The 20,994-nt window shown below is 63.9% G+C and carries 21 protein-coding genes; 7 read left to right on the top strand and 14 right to left on the bottom strand.

Going from position 1 to position 20,994, the window contains the following annotated elements:
* Nucleotides 1-143: 143 nt before the first annotated feature.
* From FJW06_RS22385 to FJW06_RS22360, 5 genes are all read right to left on the bottom strand, one after another.
* A complete protein-coding gene (locus tag FJW06_RS22385) occupies nt 144-704 on the bottom strand; it encodes a DUF4142 domain-containing protein (RefSeq protein WP_140754558.1) in 561 nt (186 codons plus the stop codon).
* A 138-nt stretch (nt 705-842) separates the two neighbouring features.
* Entirely contained in the window at nt 843-1,661 is an 819-nt protein-coding gene (locus tag FJW06_RS22380) for a carbohydrate ABC transporter permease (RefSeq protein WP_181178505.1), read from the bottom strand.
* A gap of 7 nt (nt 1,662-1,668) precedes the next feature.
* A complete protein-coding gene (locus tag FJW06_RS22375) occupies nt 1,669-2,541 on the bottom strand; it encodes a sugar ABC transporter permease (RefSeq protein WP_140754586.1) in 873 nt (290 codons plus the stop codon).
* 65 nt (nt 2,542-2,606) lie between these two features.
* Nucleotides 2,607-3,827: an ABC transporter substrate-binding protein gene (locus tag FJW06_RS22370; RefSeq protein ID WP_246674782.1), complete on the bottom strand. Its 1,221-nt coding sequence runs from the start codon at nt 3,825-3,827 to the stop codon at nt 2,607-2,609.
* A gap of 520 nt (nt 3,828-4,347) precedes the next feature.
* Nucleotides 4,348-5,304, bottom strand: coding sequence for a lytic transglycosylase domain-containing protein (locus tag FJW06_RS22360; RefSeq protein ID WP_140754552.1), 957 nt, complete (start codon nt 5,302-5,304; stop codon nt 4,348-4,350).
* Between the two features lie 165 nt (nt 5,305-5,469).
* On the opposite strand from FJW06_RS22360, the gene FJW06_RS22355 reads away from it, so the two are divergent.
* Complete coding sequence (locus FJW06_RS22355; protein WP_140754550.1) at nt 5,470-6,039, top strand: methylated-DNA--[protein]-cysteine S-methyltransferase; 570 nt, start codon at nt 5,470-5,472, stop codon at nt 6,037-6,039.
* Nucleotides 6,040-6,066: 27 nt separating this feature from the next.
* Here FJW06_RS22355 and FJW06_RS22350 read toward each other — a convergent pair whose 3' ends face one another.
* Entirely contained in the window at nt 6,067-6,393 is a 327-nt protein-coding gene (locus FJW06_RS22350) for a hypothetical protein (protein WP_140754548.1), read from the bottom strand.
* A 282-nt stretch (nt 6,394-6,675) separates the two neighbouring features.
* Between FJW06_RS22350 and FJW06_RS22345 the strand changes: the two genes are divergently transcribed.
* Nucleotides 6,676-6,888, top strand: a complete 213-nt coding sequence (locus FJW06_RS22345) for a cold-shock protein (protein WP_027168154.1) — start codon at nt 6,676-6,678, stop codon at nt 6,886-6,888.
* 447 nt (nt 6,889-7,335) lie between these two features.
* Here FJW06_RS22345 and FJW06_RS22340 read toward each other — a convergent pair whose 3' ends face one another.
* The 3 genes from FJW06_RS22340 to FJW06_RS22330 form a co-directional block, all read right to left on the bottom strand.
* Nucleotides 7,336-7,947, bottom strand: coding sequence for a glutathione S-transferase family protein (locus tag FJW06_RS22340; RefSeq protein ID WP_140754546.1), 612 nt, complete (start codon nt 7,945-7,947; stop codon nt 7,336-7,338).
* A 151-nt stretch (nt 7,948-8,098) separates the two neighbouring features.
* Entirely contained in the window at nt 8,099-8,959 is an 861-nt protein-coding gene (locus FJW06_RS22335) for an EAL domain-containing protein (RefSeq protein WP_140754544.1), read from the bottom strand.
* Nucleotides 8,956-9,852: an EAL domain-containing protein gene (locus FJW06_RS22330; RefSeq protein WP_140754542.1), complete on the bottom strand. Its 897-nt coding sequence runs from the start codon at nt 9,850-9,852 to the stop codon at nt 8,956-8,958. The genes FJW06_RS22335 and FJW06_RS22330 overlap by 4 nt, the downstream gene beginning before the upstream one ends.
* Nucleotides 9,853-10,072: 220 nt before the next feature.
* On the opposite strand from FJW06_RS22330, the gene FJW06_RS22325 reads away from it, so the two are divergent.
* Nucleotides 10,073-11,275 (top strand): pyridoxal phosphate-dependent aminotransferase, encoded by a 1,203-nt coding sequence (locus FJW06_RS22325; protein ID WP_140754540.1) that lies wholly within the window; start codon nt 10,073-10,075, stop codon nt 11,273-11,275.
* Between the two features lie 75 nt (nt 11,276-11,350).
* Here FJW06_RS22325 and FJW06_RS22320 read toward each other — a convergent pair whose 3' ends face one another.
* Nucleotides 11,351-11,746 carry a cupin domain-containing protein gene (locus FJW06_RS22320; protein WP_140754538.1) on the bottom strand — a complete coding sequence of 132 codons (396 nt, stop codon included), beginning with the start codon at nt 11,744-11,746 and terminating at the stop codon, nt 11,351-11,353.
* A gap of 292 nt (nt 11,747-12,038) precedes the next feature.
* Here FJW06_RS22320 and FJW06_RS22315 point away from each other — a divergent pair, with 292 nt between their 5' ends.
* The 3 genes from FJW06_RS22315 to FJW06_RS22305 all read left to right on the top strand — a co-directional run bounded on the left by FJW06_RS22315 (nt 12,039) and on the right by FJW06_RS22305 (nt 17,021).
* Complete coding sequence (locus FJW06_RS22315) at nt 12,039-13,568, top strand: EAL domain-containing protein (protein ID WP_140754536.1); 1,530 nt, start codon at nt 12,039-12,041, stop codon at nt 13,566-13,568.
* Nucleotides 13,569-13,790: 222 nt separating this feature from the next.
* Entirely contained in the window at nt 13,791-15,839 is a 2,049-nt protein-coding gene (locus tag FJW06_RS22310) for an elongation factor G (protein WP_140754534.1), read from the top strand.
* A gap of 681 nt (nt 15,840-16,520) precedes the next feature.
* Nucleotides 16,521-17,021: an isoprenylcysteine carboxylmethyltransferase family protein gene (locus FJW06_RS22305; protein ID WP_140754532.1), complete on the top strand. Its 501-nt coding sequence runs from the start codon at nt 16,521-16,523 to the stop codon at nt 17,019-17,021.
* Between the two features lie 15 nt (nt 17,022-17,036).
* Here FJW06_RS22305 and FJW06_RS22300 read toward each other — a convergent pair whose 3' ends face one another.
* Complete coding sequence (locus FJW06_RS22300) at nt 17,037-17,933, bottom strand: LysR family transcriptional regulator (protein WP_140754530.1); 897 nt, start codon at nt 17,931-17,933, stop codon at nt 17,037-17,039.
* Nucleotides 17,934-18,004: 71 nt separating this feature from the next.
* Nucleotides 18,005-18,979, bottom strand: a complete 975-nt coding sequence (gene trxB / locus FJW06_RS22295) for a thioredoxin-disulfide reductase (protein ID WP_140754528.1) — start codon at nt 18,977-18,979, stop codon at nt 18,005-18,007.
* A gap of 273 nt (nt 18,980-19,252) precedes the next feature.
* Here trxB and FJW06_RS22290 point away from each other — a divergent pair, with 273 nt between their 5' ends.
* Complete coding sequence (locus FJW06_RS22290) at nt 19,253-19,729, top strand: Lrp/AsnC family transcriptional regulator (protein ID WP_140754526.1); 477 nt, start codon at nt 19,253-19,255, stop codon at nt 19,727-19,729.
* A gap of 69 nt (nt 19,730-19,798) precedes the next feature.
* Here the strand turns inward: FJW06_RS22290 and FJW06_RS22285 are convergent, their stop codons facing one another.
* The gene (locus tag FJW06_RS22285; protein WP_140754524.1) at nt 19,799-20,428 is read right to left on the bottom strand and encodes an HAD family hydrolase; all 630 of its coding nucleotides are present in this window, start codon (nt 20,426-20,428) and stop codon (nt 19,799-19,801) included.
* On the bottom strand, nt 20,421-20,993 hold the full coding sequence (locus FJW06_RS22280) for an SIS domain-containing protein (RefSeq protein ID WP_140754522.1): 573 nt from the start codon (nt 20,991-20,993) through the stop codon (nt 20,421-20,423). The genes FJW06_RS22285 and FJW06_RS22280 overlap by 8 nt, the downstream gene beginning before the upstream one ends.
* Nucleotide 20,994 lies beyond the last annotated feature (1 nt).

Raw genomic sequence — 20,994 nt, 5'->3', positions numbered from 1 at the left:
CGACACGCCCAATCATACACAATCTTCCCCTCGACGCCGAAAGGCGCGCAACGGCTACCGTCTCATTCCTTCCAGCACCCCTCATCCGTCTCGGCGCTAACGCGCCGATCCACCTTCTCCCACAGGGGGGAGAAGGCAAAGGCTCACTGATGCGCGACCGCCAGTTCCTTCACGTGCTTCTCGTGCATCTTCAACACCGGCAGCGTCTTCTTGGCGAATTCCTTCATCGCCGGGTCGTCGCCGGAATTGGCATAGGTGGAAAACAGCGCGACAGCGTCCTTGTGCGCGTCGGTCTGCATCTTGATGTATTTGGTGTCGAAGTCCTTGCCGCTGGCGGCCTTCAAGTCGTCGAGCATCTGCTGCTCCTTGGGCTGCAGCGCCGGGCCGGCGGGCTTGATCGATGCGGTGGTCTGGCCCTGGCTGACGGCGGCCTTGAAATCCTCGCCGGCCTTGCTGTGATCCTCAATCATCTGCGCCGCGAAAGCCTTGACGTCGGCCGATGCCGACTTCTCTTGCGCCAGCTTGCTCGACTCGATCTCGAACGCGTTGGCATTCGGCACCGTCGTGACGAAGGTCTGGGTGTCGACCTTGTTTGCAGTCACCATCGGTCCCACGGCATCGGTGTTGGTGTCGTCCGATTGGGCGAACGCGGCGGGCGTGCCGGCAAGAAGCGCGACGGCGACCAGGGGCAGCAGCGTTTTCATCTCGATCTCCGATCCGAAACAGCCCCTCCGCCTTCCCCAACGCGGCACAGGCGTCAGGGTTGCGTGGAAAGAGGCGTCCCTCGGCCATCCGTCGACTGCTTCGCCCGCCATGAGGTCCGAGGGCACGCCGCGCCCGGGTCACCCCTTCACCCCGCCAGCCGTGAGGCCGGAGACGATCCTGCGCTGGAAGACCAGTACCAGCACCACCAGCGGCACGGTGACGATCACCGAGGCGGCCATGATATTGCCCCAGGGGATCTCGAATTGCGAATTGCCTGAGAGCAGCGCGATCGCCACTGGCACGGTGCGCTGCGTGTTGGTGGAGGTGAAGGTCAGCGCGAAGAGGAACTCGTTCCAGGCGCTGATGAAGGCGAGGAGTCCGGTGGTGGCAAGCGCCGGCCACATCAGCGGCAGGAAGATGTGTGTGACGATGATCCACGGCCCGGCGCCGTCGAGGATCGCCGCCTCCTCGATCTCCACCGGCAGGTCGCGCACGAAAGTGGTGAGCACCCAGACGGTGAACGGCAGCGTGAAGATCATGTAGGACAGGATGAGCGCGAAGAGTGAATTGTAGAGATGCAGCGCCCGGATGATCTCGAACAGCCCGGCAAGCGCGGCGACCTGCGGAAACATCGACACCGACAGGATGGCGAGCATCAGCGCCGAGCGCCCGCGGAAGCGGATGCGCGCCAGCGCATAGGCCGCGGTGATGCCGATGAGCAGCGAGACGGCGACCACCGCGCCGGAGACGACGAGCGAATTGGCGAGGTTGCGCAGGAAGGGACCTTCGGTCAGCACGTTGCGGTAATTGCCGAGGCTGAACGTTCGCGGCCACAGGCCCGCCTGGAACAATTCGGTCCCCGATTTCAGGCTGGTGACGATCGCATAGTAGAACGGAAACACCGCGACGAAGACGATCGCCGCGAGCAGCAGATAGAAGGCGGCGCGCTTCAGCATCTTCACCTCAGCGCCCTCCCTCGAAACTCAGCCGTCCAAGCCGGATATAGGCGATGGTGAGCAGGCCGATGATCAGGAAAAGCAGCGTCGAGGCGGCCGAGCCATAGGCGAACTTGTCGAACTCGAACAGGTTCTCGCGCGCGAAGATCGACATCGACTTGGTCTGGACGTTGTTGGGCGTCAGCACATAGATCAGGTCGAAGATGCGCAACGCGTCGAGCGCGCGAAAAATCACCGCCACCATCACCGCCGGGCGGATCAGCGGCAGCGTCACCCACCGGAAGACCTGCCATGGGCTCGCGCCATCGAGCTTCGCCACTTCGAGGATCTCGCGGGGGAGCATCTGCAGGGCCGCCAGGATCAGCAGCGCCATGAACGGCGTCGACTTCCAGATATCGACGATCAGCACCGCGACCATCGCCGTGTCGGTGCTGGCCGTCCACGCGATCTTTTCGTGGATCAGGCCGAGATTAAGCAGCACGACATTGATGATGCCGAACTGGTCGTTGAGCATCCATTGCCACATCTTGGCCGAGACGATGGTCGGGATCGCCCAGGGGATGAGGATCGCCGCCCGCACGATGCCGCGCCCCGGGAATTCGGCATTGAGCGCCAAGGCGACGATCATGCCCAGCGCCGTCTCGCAGGCCACCGAGATAGCGGCGAAGCGCACCGTGTTCCACACCGCCCGCCACCAGACCCGATCGACCAGCAACCCGTCATAGAGCACCCGGCCGCTCGGCAGGCGCAGCACGGAAAGATAGTTGTCGAAGCCCACCCATTGCCGGGCATTGAGATCGGCCAGCGAAGCGTCGGTGAAGCTGTAATAGACCGTGCGCAGGAACGGCCAGCCGGCGACGACGGCGAGCACGAAGAGCATCGGCGCCAGGAACAGCCATGCCGTTCGCACGCGCCGGCGCGCCAGCGGCGATCGCCTTGCCGCGCTCACCAGCCCTTGCCTTTCAACCTTGTCAGCCTCGCCTCGAGCTCGGCCAGATTGTCGGCGGCGGTTCCGTTCCCCGAGATCGTGTTGTGCACGGCCGTCCAGAACTGGCTCGATGCTTCGTTGTATTTGATCCTGGCGCTTGCCGAGGGACGCGGCTGCGCGTTGAGGAAGATCGGCTTCCAGCGCGGCACGATCGGCTGCTGCCGGGCGATATCGGGGTCGTCATAGAGCGCCGCGATGGTCGGCAGGTTGGATGTCTTCAGCGTCCGGTATTTCTGCATCTCGGGCGAGGCGATGAACTTGACGAGATCGATCGCCTCGTCCGGATGCCTCGAATATTTGGAGACGGCGAGGTTCCAGCCGCCCAGCGTCGCGACCGGGTGCCCGCCATCGCCGGCCGGCAGCGGCGCCACGTCGAACTTGCCCTTGATCGGCGAATTCTCGCTGTTGCCGAGTGCATAGGCATAGGGCCAGTTGCGCATGAAGACGGCATTGCCGGTCTGCCAGACGCCGCGCGCCTCCTCCTCCTGATAGGCGAGCACGCCCGGCGGCGCGATTGTGCCGATCCAGCCCTTGACCCTGTCGAGCGCCGCCGCCGCCTTCGGATTGTCGACGGAGATGCGGCCATCCGGCTCGATGATCCCGCCGCCGCCATTCGACATCACCCATTCCAGCGCGTTGCAGGTCAGCCCCTCATAGGCATTGCCCTGGAAGACGTAGCCCCAGAGGTCCTTGTTGCCGGCCGCCCGCTCCTTGTCCATGACGAGCTTCGCGGTGTCCTGCAGTTGCTGCCAGGTGGTCGGCACCTTGGCGCCGTATTTGTCGAGCAGATCCTTGCGGTAATAGAGCGCCGGCGCGTCGGTGAAGATCGGCAGGGCGACCAGCCTGCCGTTGACCGTCTGCGATTGGATGATCGATGGGAAATGCGCGCCCACCACATCCCTGGTCGCCTCGGTCAGGTCGACCAGTTGGCTGGCAAGCTGCGGCGCCCAGATGACGTCGGTCTGGTAGACGTCGATATCGCTGCTGCCGGCGGCAAGCCAGAGCCGGTACTGCCCGAACTGATCGGTGGTGGAAGGCGGGATGACGACGATGTCGACCTTGTTGCCGCTCTTCTTCTCATAGCGGTCGAGGATCTCGCGCAGCACCTTGATGCCGTTGCCGGTGTCGCCCGACACGATAGACAGTTCGATGGCGCGTGCCGGAGGAGTCAGCAGCAAGCTCGTTACGAAAGCGAAAACGGCAGGTGCTAAGAACTTCACGGGCGGGTCGCTCTCGCTTCCGAGCCGGCGAGACGGACGTCCGCCCATTCGTCAACTCATCAAGGCCCACCCCGCGTTGAATGCTGAGTGCCGCTTTTCGGTTCCGTCGGTGCTGCGGTGGCGGTCAGGCCGGCGGTTCGATGAAGCCGAACCCGGTCGGCTCGACGGCGGTGTCCACCTCACTTCACGTGAAAGCGGACGGGCTCCGAAACCCCCGCCCCGGAGCCCGCCTGGGAGTGGCTGACGCATGCCGGCACAGCCGCCTCCGACGCCTTGCCAGCGTCGATCCGCCGATCGGCCGCCCGGCACGAAGAGGCATTAGCATGCCCTAACGTCAGCCTATGTGAAGCCGTTCACAATGCTGGCAGCCGTCAGCCTTCCCACTCGACCGGGATCGTGCCGAGCCGCTCGTAGAGCCTGAAGTCCGCGGTGTTCTTCACCGTGTTGGTCTTGAGATCGGCGTTCGCGGGCCGTCCGCTCAGGCGTCGGGTTGCAGGCGGCGCCGCTTGCGGTCGGTGCCAAGGCCGGTCGCTTCGAGCAGACCTTTGCGCTTGGCGTCGTAGTAGTAGCCGGTTTGGTAGAGCGTGTCGGCCCGCTTGGGGTTGCCGCCCGAAACCAGCCAGGCGCCGCGCAGATATTTGACCGCGTATTTGAGATTGGTCTCGGCGTCGAACAGGCCGGCCGCCGGCCCGTCATAGCCCATGCCGCGCGCCGTCGCGTGCTTGATCTGCATCAGCCCCCAATGGCCATGATTGTAGGCTTTCGGGTTGAAAGTGCTCTCGCGGTTCACGACATGGCGCACCAGCTCGACCGGCACTTCGTAGATCGCCGAATATTTCTCGATCAGCCGCTCGATCTCGGCGCGCGGACCGCTGGCATGCTGCTCGGGCTGGCCGGCAAGCAACGCCGGGTTGTCCGGCGCCACATAAGCAACCTGCTGGACGCCCGGCATCGGGGCGACTTTCGCCGACTGGCCTGTGACGGGCATTGCCATGCCCGCAGTCGTGTAGACTGCCGCTCGGCTGATGGATCCGGGGCCGGTCGGCGAGCCGCCGGCCGTCAGCACCGGAGGCGGCGGAAACTGGCCGGCCATCGGCGTCGCTCCGGCAAACGCCGCGGGCTGAGCCAGCGCGGCGCCGGGCTGAACCGGAGGAGGTAAAGGCGCGCCGGGCGTCGCCGGCGCGCCAGGCGTGGATGACATGGCGACGGCATCGCCGGTGAGCGCCGCGGTCTGCACCTGCGCGAGGCCGGACGGCTCCGGCAGCACGGCCACCGTTTCGGGCAGGGCAAGGGTCGGCGCGTCGTCCGCGGCGGCAGGCGTCGAGGCTGCCGCAAGCGCGGGTGCGGCCTTCATCTGCGAGGTCGAGGTGCAACCGCTGAGACCGGCTGCCGCAACGAGCACGCCGACGGCGGTGAATATGATTTTAGCTGGCAAGCCGTGCAGGTCCGGTTTGTCGGTTGTTAAGGAGTCCTTACACCAGCGATTCACACCCCGCAATCGGGGCGGGTGGGCGGTTTTCGGGTGGCGATAACAGGGCGGAAATGCCATATTGTTCTGGATATGTACTCGTTTTTCGCCGTTTTGCCGAAGGAATACGCCATGAAACCCACATCTGAGATCACGGCCGGCCACGCAGTGTTAGAAACAGTGATCGGCTTCATGGGCATCGCATGGAGCGAGAAGGGCCTGATCCGGCTCTGCCTGCCCGAGCGCAGCCGCGAGGCGATCGAGCGCCGGCTGTTCCGTCATGCGGGTGTTTCGACCTCGACGGACCAGCCGCAATGGGTGGTCGAGCTGATCGCCTCGATCAAGGCCTACGCGGCCGGCGAGGACGTCGACTTCTCCTGGGTGCCGGTCGACCTGGACGGCGTCGATGACTTTCGCCTCGCCATTTATGACGCAGCGCGCAAGCTCCGCTTCGGCGAGACCACCACCTATGGTGAGTTGGCCAAGCGCGCAGGCCATGCCGGCCTTCCGCGCGAAACGGGCGCGGCGCTCGGCGCCAATCCGGTGCCGCTGGTCATTCCGTGCCACCGCATCCTGGCCGCCGGCGGCAAGATCGGCGGCTTCTCCGCTCCGGGCGGCTCGGCCACCAAGGAGAAGATGCTCGCCATGGAAGGCGTCCGCGTCGGCCCGCCGCCCGCCGCGCAAGCCTCGTTCGGGTTCTGAGGAGCGCTACCCGCTCTTCACCCCTTTTCAATCGTGCAGGAACCGGCGGCGGAAGCGCCGTTCGAAATCCGGACGCTTGCAGACATAGACCATGCAGGACCGGGTGTCGGCGCTCGGCACATAGGCACGCGCCCGCACCTCGCCGGCGTTGCAGAAGCGCTCGTCGCGCACATAGCGGTCGTAGAGGGGCAGCCCTGGCACGCGCGTCGACTGGTAGCGCAGGATGACAGCGCCCTGCCTGGCGATCGTCGCCTGCACCCTCTCGCAGCTCATGCGCGTCGGATCGTAGCGCGACATCGCTTGCGCCTCGACGGCCAGCAGCAGGAAGCAGGCGGCAAGCAGGATTGTCTTCATGGTTCCCTCCATGGAACGCGGCTAGCACCACATCCTCCACAACGCGGGGCCGCTGTCAAAACTTCCATCCGCCGCTTGCACTCCGCTCGATCCGGCATGCGGGCGACGTCCGAGCAACCCATCTTGTTTTCTTGCTCAAACTGTCCTATATCCGCAGCATTGAATTTGGCCGATCGATCGGGCCGCGATCTTCGCGTTTGCTGACGTCTATCTCCAAAATTTCGATACCACCGGCCGGACGTTGGTCCGGTCAAACAAAAGCAAATGTGAAGGGCATTCTATATGGCAACTGGTACGGTCAAGTGGTTCAACGCCACCAAGGGCTACGGCTTCATCCAGCCTGACAATGGCGGCGCGGACGTTTTCGTCCACATCTCCGCTGTCGAACGCGCTGGCATGACGAGCCTGGCTGAAGGCCAGAAGATCAACTTCGAGATCGAGCAGGACCGCCGCACGGGCAAGTCTGCTGCTGGGTCTCTGAGCAAGGCAGCCTGATTTGGCTTAAGCATTTTGCGGCAGGCTTTACGGCCGGCGACGCGAAATGCGACTAAGTAGGGCGCGCACCGAGCGAAGGTTTGGGGCGCGCGGCAAGTCACGGATGTACTGACGGTCGCGCGAGAAGCGCGCCGGAGCGAAAAGACCCGACAAGCTGGAACAGCAGATAGCTGCCAGTCCGGACCGGACGCTCCCGATCAGGCTACCGGCACAGGAAGGCGGGCATTGCCCGCCTTTTTTGTTACCTGGATTTTGGGCGATTGGCGTTCTTCTCCCCGTTCACGGGGAGAAGTGCCCGGCAGGGCGATGAGGGGCAGCGCCAACGCTTCAGGACTGTCATTTTGGTTGACTTAGAAAGGCTGGCGTCGCCCCTCATCTGGCAGCCGCCATCTTCTCCCCGTGAACGGGAGAAGGACGCTGTCGCCGGGCTTTCGCCGATCGCCAACGTCAGTTAGCCACCCACTCGATCGGCACATGGCCCTTGTCCGCCTCGACCCGCTTCAACCAGGCGCCGACGGCCGGATAGGCATCGAGCTGGAAGCCGCCCATCCCGGCGGTGTGCGTATAGGCATACAAAGCGATATCGGCGATACTATATGCGCTGCCGGCGAAGAATTCGTTCCGCTGCAGATGCCGGTTCATCACGCCCAGCGCCTTGTTGCCGCGCTCCAGGGTCAGAGCCAGCCGTTCCGGCGTCGCGTCCTTCGCCCGTTCCGGGAAGGTCAAAAGCGCCTTGCGCACCGCGATATAGGGCTCGTGGCTGTATTGCTCGAAGAACAGCCACTGGTAAGCCAGCGCGCGTTCATACTTGTCGGCCGGCAGGAAGCGCGTGCCCTCGGCAAGATAAAGCAGGATGGCGTTGCTCTCGGCGATGCGCCTGCCGTCGTCGAGCTCGAGCATCGGCACCATCGCGTTCGGATTCTTGGCGACGTAGTCGGGTTTGCGCGTCTCGCCGGTATGCGAGCTCACCTCGACCCGGGTGAAGGGAATGCCGAGCTTCGCCATCAGCAGCCGCGGCTTGTAGCAATTGCCGCTGTCGGCCATGTCGTAAAGGATCATGCCTCTTGCCCTCTCCGAGTCTTGCCGGAAGGCTCTAGCGCGCGCGTCGCACCTCATCCAATGATTTGTTTTTGAGGAGAACCATCAGCAGCGCTGATGCGTCTTTGGCGATCAGATATCAGCGATGTTGGTACGTTCTTTCGAGTCTGCGTCAACGATGCTGATGCAGCGGCACGATCTTGTCGCCGGCGTCGAGCAGGGCGTCGACGGAAAGCGGCTCTTCGTTGAAGATCGTGCCGGCAAGCGCCGGGCGGGCGAGATGGAAGCCTTGCAAAAGGTCGACGCCGCCCTCGAGCGCGACGCGCAAATGCTGGGCGCTCTCGATGCCCTCGACCAGCACTTTGGCGCCTCGCTCGTGCAGCATCGCCACCAGCGGCCGGAAGAAGCGCTCCGCGGCGGCATGGCGGCAGAGCTCGCCGAACCAGGCGCCGTCGATCTTGATGATGTCGGGCGCAAGCAGGTCGATGCGCGCCTCGGTCGAATGTCCCGTGCCGAAATCGTCGATGGCGATGCGGATGCCGTCGCGCCGCATTTCGTGCACCAGGCTGGCAAGGACACGGTCGTCGGCCGCCTGTTCGGTGATCTCGCAGACCAGCAGGCCGGGCTCCAGCTCGAAATCGCCGAGATGCCTGGTCATCAGCCGGATCTCGGCCAGCGCCCGTCCCAGATGATCGTTGACGTTCGGATTGTAGTTGAAGAACAGCGTCAACCCCTCGACGCCGATGTTGCGATAATTGCCGAGATGCAGCATCCGGCACATCGTTTCGACAAACAGCCGGTCGGACGCGGGAACGCCGCCGAAGAACATCGAGGGGGCTACCGGCCGGGCGATACGCCGCGGCTCGATCAGCCCCTCGACGGCAATCGCCCTGAGTGCCTTGCCCTCCGGCGCGAAGATCGGTTGATAGGCGCTCCACAGCCGGAACTCGCCATAGACGCCGAACTGCAGGCCGATCTCGTCGGCGAAGATCGCCTCGGCGACGTTGCGCCGCCTGTCCGGTTGTTGGCTCATGGTGTGGCCTTGCGCCCGAACACTCTCGCCGGCCGCGCCCGCGGCGCCGGGGCCGGACTTGCGGCGACCTGTGCCTTGTTTTCGTCGGCCGAAGGCCGTGCAACCTTGCCGAAGACACGAAAGCTGGTGGGGGCCAGTTCCGGTCGGGCCAGCACGTAGCCTTGCACCATGGAGGCGCCGGACCTCTCGGCAAGCTCCAGTTGCCAGCCTTCCTCGATACCTTCGAAGACGGTGCGGATGCCCTGGTTCTCGAAGCTCCGCACCATTGCCGTCAGCAACGCGAAGCCCGCGCCGGACTCCATCAGCTGGGTGATCCAATGCGCATCGAATTTGACGATGTCGGGCTTGAGCTCCTTGATCCGGTTGATGTCGGAATCATCGGCGCCGTAATCGTCCACCGCGATGCGGAACCCGTTCGCCCTCAGCGCCTCGACGAACCCGTAAAGCGTTTCCTGCGAAGCCGATCTCTGCTCCGTAACCTCGCAGACGATGCGGCGCGGATCGATGTCGGCTTCATGCAGCACCAGCCGCATGTCGCGCAGGGCCTTGTCGGCGACGTGGCGATCGGTGAAGACCGACGGGTCGAAATTGACGAAGATGGAGGCCTCTTCCGGCAGGCAGGCGCCGGCGTTCAGAAGATGCAGCGTGCGCGTCAGCGCCTCGATATGCAGCCGGTCGGCCGCCGGGCAGGTGCCGAAAAATGCCCCCGGCGACTGCGGCTCGCCATCGCGGAACGGCCGGATCAGCCCCTCAAAAGCGGCGACCGAAAGCTTGCCTTCCTTGAAGGCGAAAATCGGCTGGAACGCGCTCTGCAGCGTATAGATGCCCCAGACACCGGTAGAGGTGCCGTCATCATGACGGATGATGTGGGCGAGCCCGATGCTGCGCGACAAGGTTCCCCGCTCCGCGAATAGGCGCGATCCGATCTGCGATCCTGCCAGCCAAGGGTTTACCGGCCGTTGATGAATTTAGCGTTGCCGCTCAGGCAGGCTTGACCTTGGTCACGCCTCCTTGACCTCTGGCTCATCGCACAATGCTTGCGCTCCGCGTCATGATGCGACATGAGAGGCGCCGCGGCCGCTCCTGGCCGCTTTTCCTAGGAGACATCTTGTCATGGCCTTTCTCGCCGACGCCCTTTCCCGCGTTAAGCCGTCCGCGACCATCGCGGTGACGCAGAAAGCGCGCGAGCTGAAAAATGCCGGCCGTGACGTGATCGGCCTCGGCGCCGGCGAGCCGGACTTCGATACGCCCGACAACATCAAGAACGCGGCGATCGAAGCAATCCGCCGCGGCGAGACCAAATATCCGCCGGTCTCCGGCATCGTGCCGCTGCGCCAGGCGATCGCGAAGAAATTCAAGCGCGAGAACAATCTCGACTACCGCCCGGAGCAGACCATCGTCGGCACCGGCGGCAAGCAGATCCTGTTCAACGCCTTCATGGCGACGCTGAACCCGGGCGACGAGGTCATCATCCCGCGCCCCTACTGGGTGAGCTATCCCGAAATGGTGGCGATCTGCGGCGGCACGTCGGTCTTCGTCGACACCTCGATCGACAACGGCTTCAAGCTGACGGCAGAAGCGCTGGAAAAGGCGATCACGCCCAGGACCAAATGGCTGTTGATGAACTCGCCGTCGAACCCATCGGGTGCCGCCTACACCGAGGCCGAACTCAGGGCGCTCGCCGACGTACTGCTCAAGCATCCGCATGTCTGGACGCTGACCGACGACATGTATGAGCACCTGACCTATGGCGACTTCGTCTTCAAGACCATCGCCGAAGTCGAGCCGAGCCTCTATGAGCGCACGCTGACCATGAACGGCGTCTCGAAAGCCTATGCAATGACCGGCTGGCGCATCGGCTACGCCGCGGGTCCGGTGCCGCTGATCAAGGCGATGGACATGATCCAGGGCCAGCAGACCTCGGGCGCCTGCACCATCGCGCAATGGGCTTCCGTCGAGGCACTCAACGGGCCGCAGGACTTCATCGCGAAAAACAAGGCGATCTTCCAGGGCCGGCGCGACCTCGTCGTCTCGATGCTCAACCAGGCGCGCGGCATCACCTGCCCCTCGCCCGAAGGCGCCTTCTACGTCTATCCGTCCTGCGCCGAGCTGATCGGCAAGAAGACCAAGACGGGCAAGGTGATCGACAATGACGAGGCTTTCTGCTCCGAACTATTGGAAGCCGAAGGCGTCGCGGTGGTGTTCGGCTCGGCCTTCGGCCTCGGACCGAACTTCCGCATCTCCTATGCCACGTCGGATGCTTTGCTGGAGGAAGCCTGCACGCGCATCCAGCGCTTCACCGCTTCGCTGACCTGATCGGCGCAAGGCCTTCAGCGTAAGAAACCCGGCTCCGGCCGGCCCGGCTCCGGCCGGGTTTTTTGTCGGACAGCTTCAGCCGACATATTGCTCAGGCGTCACTTCCTCCAGCCAATCGGCGTGGACGCCTTCCAGCGCCTCCTGCATGGCGATGTGTGTCATGGCCGTTTTCGGCCCGGCGCCATGCCAATGCTTTTCGCCCGGCGCGAAGGAAATGACGTCCCCTGCCCTGATGATCTGGACCGGCCCGCCCCAGCTCTGGGCAAGCCCGGCGCCGGCGGTGACGTAGAGCGTCTGTCCGAGCGGGTGGGTGTGCCAATGGGTGCGCGCGCCGGGCTCGAAGCTGACCAGTGTCGCTCTCAACCGCGCCGGCGCTTCCTTCTCGATGATCGGCGTCTGCAGCACCCGACCGGTAAAATAGGTCTCCGGCGCGACGATTGTCGGCATGCTGCCGCACGCAATAATCTTCATCTCTCAAATCCTCGTCTTGATAAAACGTCCACCGCGAGCGCGACATCCTCCAACGCAGTTTCACCCCTGCATCGCGATAGCGCTACCGGGCTTCGCGATTGTCGGCAAGGCGGAAGCGCGCGCTTGAAAGGCTCTCTTCAAGGTGTCAGAAAACTGTCATAAATCATTGCTTTTTAACCATAAAATCCGGGCGAACGATCAAGCTTCAGCATACGCGGCGCGACGGCGGTCGCGCTCAGTATTTCTTAACGGCTGAGGTCCTAGCCATGGCGCGTGCTGTGGGGGCGTGGACATGAGCATCTTGGCGACAATCAAGGATCACAGCGGCCGTGTCTATCGCGGCATCCAGGCCTTGCTCGCGATGAGCATCGCCGCCACCGGTCTTGCGGTCTTCGCGCTGACGGAGAATGTCTCCCGCACCGGCGCGCTTGCGGCGTCGGCAACATCGACCTTGATGGCGCTTTTGGCGCTGATGTATATGCGCTCGAGCGTCGTCCAGCGCCTCCAATCGGCGGCGGACGCCGAGGCCGAGAAGCACCGCTTCCTCACGGTCGATGTCATGACCGGCGCCACGGCCCGGCGCTATTTCATCGAGGCGTTGGGCGACTGGCTGGGCGGCTTGCGCAACCGCCGCCAGGCAAGCTTGCTGTTGATCGACCTCGATCATTTCAAGCAGCTCAACGACACGTTCGGACATCAATTCGGCGATCTGGCGCTGGCCCATTTGGTCGCGGAGGCGCAGCGCATCTTCGAGGACGGCGTCATCGGACGGCTCGGCGGCGACGAGTTCGGCGTCATGATTCCGCATGGCGACATCGCCCTCATCAACCGGGATGCGCGCCGGCTGCTGGATGCCATGCGCGCCGGCAAGAGGCACGAAGGCAAGATCATTCCGCTGTCGATCTCGATGGGCGTGGCACTTGCGCCGCTGCATGCCTCGAACGCAACCGAATTGATGCTTTTGGCCGACCTCGCGCTCTACGAAAGCAAGGCTGGCGGCCGTGGCCGCATCACCGTCTTCGACGAGGAGATGCTGTCGGACAAACGCTATCGCCGGCTCGTCGAACGCGAGCTGCGCGCCGCGATTTATCTCGGCGAATTGGAACTGCACTATCAGCCGATCGTCGATCCCGAGGGCGCCGTCGATGCGCTGGAAGGATTGATCCGCTGGCGTCATCCCGTGCGCGGCTTGATCTCGCCGGCGGAATTCATCCCGATCGCCGAGCGCTCGACGCTGATCGACATGATCGGCGAATGGGTCTTCAAGCGCGCCTGCGCCGATATCGGGCATTTTCCCGGACGGCGCATCTCGATCAACGTCTCGGGCGAGCAGCTGAAGCGCGACGAGATCGTGATGATGTGCGACCGGATCCTGCGCGAGACCGGCCGGTCGGCATCGCAATTCATCATCGAGATCACCGAGACGGTGGCGACCGCCGCGACGCCCGAGGTGCTGAGACGCCTGGAGGCGCTGCGCGGCCTCGGCTTCCACATTGCGCTCGACGACTTCGGCACCGGACATTGCGGCTTCAATTATCTGAAGTCGCTGCCCATCGACAGCGTCAAGATCGACCGCTCCTACATCCGCAGCCTCGCCCATGATCAGGTGGCGCAGATCTTCGTTTCCGCACTTGCCCAGATCGCCCGCATCCAGCAGATCGCCATCGTCGCGGAGGGCGTCGAGACCGCGCAGGAATTCACCCTCGCCCGAACGGCCGGCTGCAGCCGCTTCCAGGGCTATTTCTTCGGCAAGCCGGCGCCGCGCGACAAGGCAAGCGCGTTGTGTGTCGCCGCCCGCGAGCCGCTCGCCCTCACAGCCTGACCAATAGGAAATGGCGGCCTGCCTGACCCAAGCCGGCGAACATCCTATTTTTCTTGCCCTCCTGGCAGACCCGTGTGACGATGGTTGTGGGAAGAGGTGAAAACCCCGCCCGCGACGGCCGAACAGGCCGGCCGCCGCTCTGCACAGGGTGCGATCGGACGCAAACCGGTTTCCACTTTTGCTGATCGCTCTCTTGGGAAACGCCTGAGTGGAGGTTCAGCCATGGGCACTCGCGCCGGAGGACGACGCACGGGACCGAAATGCATCGCCATAGTCGGTCCCTTTGCAAGCGGTAAGACGACACTTCTCGAAGCAATTCTCGCCCGCACGGGCGCCATTCCCCGCCAGAACCCCGTTTCATCGGGCAACACCGTTTCCGATCATTCGCCCGAAGCCCGCGCCCACGCCATGAGCGTCGAGGCGACCTTCGCTACCACCGATTTCATGGGCGAGCAGCTCACCTTCGTTGACTGCCCCGGCTCCATCGAATTCGCCTTCGAGGCCGAACCCGTGCTTGCCGCCTGCGACCTCGCGGTCGTCGTCGCCGAGGCCGACGAGAAGAAGATCCCGGCGCTGCAGCTCATCATGCGCAAGCTCGACGATCTCGCCATTCCGCGCATCCTGTTCCTCAACAAGGTCGACAAGGCGACCGCGGGCGTGCGCGAGACGCTGAAGATGCTGCAGCCGGCGAGTTCGGTGCCGCTGCTCTTACGCCAGATTCCGGTGCGCAAGGATGGCATCGTCATCGGCTCGATCGATCTGGCGCTGGAGCGCGCCTACATCTATCGCGAATACGCCGAGAGCGAAGTGGCCGAAATTCCAGGCGACGACAAGGCGCGCGAGCTGGAGGCGCGTTTCTCCATGCTGGAGACGCTCGCCGACCACGACGATCATCTGATGGAGCAGTTGCTGGAGGAGATCGAGCCGCCGAAGGACGCGATCTTCGACGATCTGTCGGCCGATCTGCGCGCCGGCGCGGTGACGCCGGTGCTGATCGGCACCGCCGAGAAGGGCAACGGCGTGCTGCGCCTGCTGAAAGCCATTCGCCACGACGCGCCGGACGTCGAAGCGACGAGGAAGCGCCTTGGCGCGCCGGACGGCCAGACGGTGGTGCAGGTGATGAAGACCATCCACACCGCGCATGGCGGCAAGCTTTCGGTTTCGCGCGTGCTGTCCGGCCAGTTGGCCGACGCAGCCGAGCTTTTCCTGTCCAACGGCGACACGGCGAAGGTCTCGGGCATCTACAGGATGCTCGGCAAGGACCAGTCGAAGCTGACATCGGCCAAGGCCGGCGACACGGTGGCGCTCGGCAAGCTCGACAACGTCAAGACCGGCCAGACGCTGAGCTCGGCCAAGGGCGGCATCCGGCCATTGGTCACGCTCGAGCCGCCGCAGCCTGTCTTCGCCTTCGCGCTTCGCCCCAAGGAGCGCAAGGACGAGGTCAAGATGTCGGCGGCGATCCAGCGGCTGGCTGAGGAAGACCCCTCGCTCAGCCTGCGCCACAACCAGGACTCCGCCGAAACCGTCCTGTCGGGCCACGGCGAAATGCATCTGCGCGTCGTGCGCGAGCGCCTTGAGGGCAAGAACCAGATTCCGATCGAGGGGCATGCCCCGGCGGTGCCTTACCGGGAGACTATCCGCAAAGGAGCGCAGCAGCGCGGCCGCCACAAGAAGCAATCCGGCGGTCATGGCCAATTCGGCGATGTGGTGATCGAGATCAAGCCGCTGCCGCGCGGTTCCGGCTTCCAGTTCTCCGACACCATCACCGGCGGCGTGGTGCCGAAAACCTACATCCAGTCGGTGGAGACCGGCATCCGCGACTATCTGAAGACGGGCCCGCTCGGCTTTCCGGTCGTCGATGTGGCCGTCAACCTGTCGGACGGCTCCTACCATGCGGTCGATTCCTCCGACATGGCCTTTCAGATGGCGGCGAAGCTGGCGATGAAGGAGGGCATGGCTGCCTGTTCGCCGGTCCTGCTTGAGCCGATCATGAAGGTCGAGATCGTCACGCCCTCGGATGCCACCTCGAAGATCATCGCGCTGATTCCGCAGCGGCGCGGCCAGATCCTCGGCTATGACGCAAGGCCCGACTGGCCGGGCTGGGACGTGGTCGAGGCGACCATGCCGCAGGCCGAAATCGGCGACTTGATCATCGAGCTGCGCTCGGCCACCGCCGGCGTCGCCAGCTACAAGGCCGCTTTCGACCACATGGCCGAGCTCACCGGCCGGCTCGCCGACGAGGCGATGAACGCCAACGGCAAGGCTGCCTGAACGGGCTGGCCTGCCTGACAGTTGGAGATATGAAAACGGCGTCCGGATGATCCGGACGCCGTTCCTATTGCGGACCGTTTTCCTGGGAGGCAACGGCTGGTCCGCCGCATCCGGAAAAAATGGTTCGGACGCGGTAGCTGCCTGAGCCCGGTCTTTCGAGTGATGCCCCCATCTCCCGAACCGACCAACCGCGTCCTATCGTCTACTTAAACCATAGACTGCGTCTGCGACATGTTACCCGATGTTACATGTCACTGTTACGTGGTGGATGCAGTCGTTTTTTTGCCGGCTCGAAGGCATGCGGGCAACAAAAAAGCCGGATCAATGAAGATCCGGCTGAGTTTGATTGGAAGTGCCGATTAGGGCTAACCTCCAGAGGGGAACACTCGAGGGCGCTAATGGGAGGAGAACGCGCCCCGGAGATGCGACTATATATGTGCTCATCATGCCCAAGAAACAAGCATCTATTTTGCAACACACGCATGCAAAAAGACGCAGGCTGTGGTCCAATCTATTCCTAGGACCCGTAGGACCAGAAAAATCGCCAATCCCGGTGCGTTTCAGCCCCTAAAGCGACTGCTTAAATGCAAGATCGAGCCGATTTTGCTCGAAAATAGGCGCGTCGGCGAAATGATGTCGATTTCGGCAAGCCAAGTTTATTTTTACGGCAGGAGACCGATCATGCGAACTTTTTCAGCAATCGCCGGCAGCGCGCTGTTCCTTGTAGCGGCGCCCGGCGTCGTCGCCGGATTGGCGCCTTGGCTGCTGACCGATCATTATCGCAAACCTCTGTCGGCTCTGCCGGGCTTCGTGCCCGCGGGCTCGATACTTATGATCGGAGCGGCCGCCATCCTGCTTCATGCCTTCGCCCGCTTTGCTCTCGAAGGCCTGGGCACGCCCGCTCCCCTGGCGCCGACCGAGAAACTGGTTGTCGGCGGCATCTACCGCCACGTGCGCAACCCTATGTATATGGCCGTGCTGGCGATCATCCTTGGCCAGGTTCTCATCTTTGCGAGCCGGGCGGTGCTGTTTTACGGCCTCATCGCCGCGGCAGCGATGATTTCCTTCGTCAAGCTTTACGAAGAGCCGACACTCGCCAACCGTTATGGCCAGGAATATGAAGTCTACCGGCGCGCCGTGCCCGGCTGGCTGCCTCGGCTGACGCCGTGGCGCGGGCAGTAGTCTCGGCCGGCCATTTCAATAAGACCAGCTGCGCGCCTTGGCGATGATGAAATCGCGAAAAACGTGCAGCTTCGCCTGGTTCTTCATCGCGTCGGGATAGGCGAAATAGGTGTCGAAGGACGGCACCTCGGTCTCCGGGAGCAGCTGGATCAGGTTCGTGTCCTTGCTGATCACGTAGTCTGGCAGCATGGCGATGCCGGCGCCGCCCTGCACCGCGCGCTTGATCGACAGGATGTCGTTGATCTGCAGCGTCGGCACGCGCTGCGCGCCCTCGAAATCGCCCACCGTCTCCAGCCAGTTCAGCTCCGACAGATGCGAAGGCACCGGCACGCCGAAGGTGACGATGCGGTGGTTCCTGAGCTCGGCGATCGAGGCCGGCTTGCCGAACTTGGCGATATAGGATGGCGCCGCGTAAAGGTGGAAATGCACCGTGAACAGCCGGCGCTGGATAAGGTCCGGCTGTTGCGGCTGGCGCAGCCGGATGGCGCAATCGGCCTGGCGCATGGTGAGATCGAGCTCCTCATTGGCGAGAATCAGCTGCAGGCTGATCTCGGGATAGAGCTCGATGAATTCCTGCACGCGCTCGGTCAGCCAGCCGGCGCCCAGGCCCACCGTGGTCGTCACCCTGAGCACGCCCGACGGCCGGTCCTTGGTTTCGGTGAGCCGCGTCTTGATGGTTTCCAGCTTCATCAGCACGTCATGCGCCGTGCGAAACAGCATCTCGCCCTGCTCGGTCAGCACCAGGCCGCGCGCATGGCGGTGGAAGAGTGCTACGCCGACGTCATGCTCCAGCGCGCTGACCTGCCGCGAGATGGCCGATTGCGACAGATGCAGCGTCTCGGCGGCATGGGTGAACGACCCAGCCTCCGCCGCTGCGTGAAATACGCGTAATTTGTCCCAGTCCAGCGCCATGATTCCCCTCGCGTTGCCTTGGCGTCTGAATGAAAAATCAGGCTTTTAAACGGCTTTTTTCAGCCGATCTGTCATTCCGCCGCTTCGCGGTGAACCTCAATGCCCGCCAGATATTTTTCCGCCTCGAGCGCGGCCATGCAGCCAAGCCCGGCCGCCGTCACCGCCTGGCGGTAGACGTCGTCGGTGACGTCGCCGGCGGCGAACACGCCGGGCACGTCGGTGCGGGTCGAATCCGGCGCCGTCCACAGATAGCCGTTCGGCTTCTGCTTCAGCTTGCCGACGAAGAGCTCGACCGCCGGCGCATGGCCGATCGCCACGAACACGCCGTCGACCGGCAGCTTCGATTGCTGGCCGCTCACGACATTGCGCAGCGTCAGGCCCTCGACGGAAGGCGGCAGCGGCGCCTTGCCCGGGCGTCCGGTGATCTCGTCCACCACCGTGTCCCAGACGACGCGGACATTGTCCTTCTTGAGCAGCCGCTCGCGCAGGATGCGCTCTGCACGGAAATCGCTGCGCCGATGGATCACGGTGACGCTCTTGGCGAGGTTAGACAGATAAAGCGCTTCCTCGACCGCGGAATTGCCGCCGCCGACCACCGCGACGTCCTTGCCGCGGTAGAAGAAGCCGTCGCAGGTGGCGCAGGCCGAAACGCCGAAGCCCATGAAGGTCTGCTCCGACGGGATGCCCAGCCACTTGGCCTGCGCGCCGGTGGCGATGATCAGCGCATCGGCGCTGTAGACGGTACCGGAATCGCCAGTGGCGCGGAACGGCCGCACATTGAGGTCGACCTCGGTGATGATGTCGTTGATGATATCGGTGCCGACATGCTCGGCCTGCGCCAGCATCTGGCTCATCAGCCAGGGCCCCTGGATCGGATCGGCGAAGCCTGGGTAGTTCTCGACATCGGTGGTGATCATCAATTGGCCGCCCTGTTGCAGGCCGGCCACCAGCATGGGCTTCAGCATGGCTCGGGCGGCATAGATCGCCGCCGTGTAGCCGGCCGGGCCGGAACCGATGATAAGAACGGGCGCATGTTTCGTGTTCATGAAAGTCCCCTGCGGCGCGCGGCCGTGGTTTGTCGCGCGTAATGTAAGTGTTGCCCGTGGGACCAGCAAGGCAAGTTGGCCTTCGTCCCCGGAAAGCTTCATCCCCGGCATGTCGGGCCATATCGCCGCCCGCCACGATGCATGTCGCCCGGAGGTGTGTACGGCTCTGGCTCACGACATGCATCAGAACAAGGAGAAAATCATCGCAAAGGGATAGCCTCCTAAGCGAAACCAAATTACAAAATCGTGAAAGATTCCTGCGTGAAGCCGATCATGCCGCTCAAAGCCGATCTCGACGCCATCGACTGGAAGATCCTGCGCGAGCTGCAGGCTGACGGCCGCATGACCAATGTCGAGCTGTCCAACCGGGTCGGCATCTCGGCGCCGCCCTGCCTGCGCCGCGTCAGGCGACTGGAAGAGGCCGGCATCATCCGCGGCTACCGCGCGCTGCTCAACGCGCCGGCGCTCGGCATGGATGTCGTCGCCTTCTGCCTGATAGGCCTGCATCATCAGGCCGATGCCGAGCTGAAGACCTTCGCCGAACGCACGCGCGGCTGGCCGATCGTGCGCGACGCGTGGATGGTTTCGGGCGAATCTGACTTTCTGCTGCATTGCGTGGCGAGCGACCTAGGCACCTTCCAGACCTTCGTCATCGAGGAACTGGCTTCGGCCCCGAATGTCGATACGGTGCGGACCGCCTTGACCATCCGCCGCGTCAAGGACGAAGGGCTGGTGGCGTTCCCGACTTAATGTGCCGGCTTGTGGAAATTCGCCAGCGCAAACAAAGGGCTTAGCGCCAGATATTGAATCAATCTGCGATCAGAGCGACCGTATCGCGGCAAGCAGCCCTTCAAGGTCCGCGGCGTCGCGCAGCGGCGAAACCGAAAGTCCGTCCATCGTCGAGACCTCGCCGTCGACGAGCCAGCCGCGCCTGAGACCGGCGCGACGGCCGGCTTCCATATCGGCCGGCTTGTCGCCGACGATCAGCGATCGCCTCAGATCGAGGCCGAGCCGGCGGCCCGCCTCCAGCAGCATGCCCGGATTGGGCTTGCGCATCGGGTGATCGGCAATAGCGAGAGGACCTGAACCGGCGTCGTGATAAGCACAGGCCAGCACCATGTCGACAAACGCGTTCTGTTCAGCCAAGAGGTCGAGCACGCGCCCATTGACCCGCGCGAACGCATCCCAGCCGAAATAGCCGCGGGCGATGCCGGACTGGTTGCTGACGACAACGACCGGGATGCCGTGCTCGTTCGCGGCCGCGATGACCGGCGCGATGTGGTCGCGCAGCACCATGGCCGCCGGATCATCGGGATAGCCGGTATCGACGTTGATTGTGCCGTCGCGGTCGAGGAACAGTCCCGGCCGGCCGGCCGGAAAGCTCCGGCCACCGACCCGCTCGACCCAAAGGCCGGGCTCGGCCAGCGGAAAGCCTTCGCTCTCAGCCATTGCTGAGACGCGCTTCGACCGCCTCGCACAGATGGTGATAGAGGCACAGATGCCCCTGCTGGATGATCGGCGTCGACGTCGACGGCACGTTGAGCAGGATGTCGGTCAACGGCTTGAGCTTGCCGCCGGTTTCGCCGGTCAGGCTGATCACCGTCATGCCCATCGCCCTCGCCTGCTCGGCGGCGGCAAGGATGCTCGGCGAATTGCCGCTGGTTGAAATCGCCAGGAGCACAGCGCCCTCCGATCCATGCGCCTCGACCTGGCGCGAGAAGACCGTGTCGAAGCCGTAGTCGTTGCCCCAAGCGGTCAGCACCGCGGCGTTCGCCGGCAACGCGATGACGTTATAGGCCTTGCGCTCCTTCAGGAAGCGGCCGACCAGCTCGCCGGCGATATGGATGGCGTCGCTCGCCGAGCCGCCATTGCCGCAAATCAGCAGCGCCTTGCCTTGCGAGAGCGCCGTCACCACCGTGCTCACCGCACGTTCCATCTCGCCGGAGAGATCGCGCTCGACCATCGCCGAGATCGCCGCCGCGGAGCGGACCAGGTAGTCGTTCAAATCGGACATG

Origin of the sequence: Mesorhizobium sp. B4-1-3, from assembly GCF_006439355.1 — a bacterium.
GTDB lineage: Bacteria > Pseudomonadota > Alphaproteobacteria > Rhizobiales > Rhizobiaceae > Mesorhizobium.
Note: the sequence above shows the minus strand (reverse complement) of the source record. Positions and strands in the feature narration are given on the sequence as shown.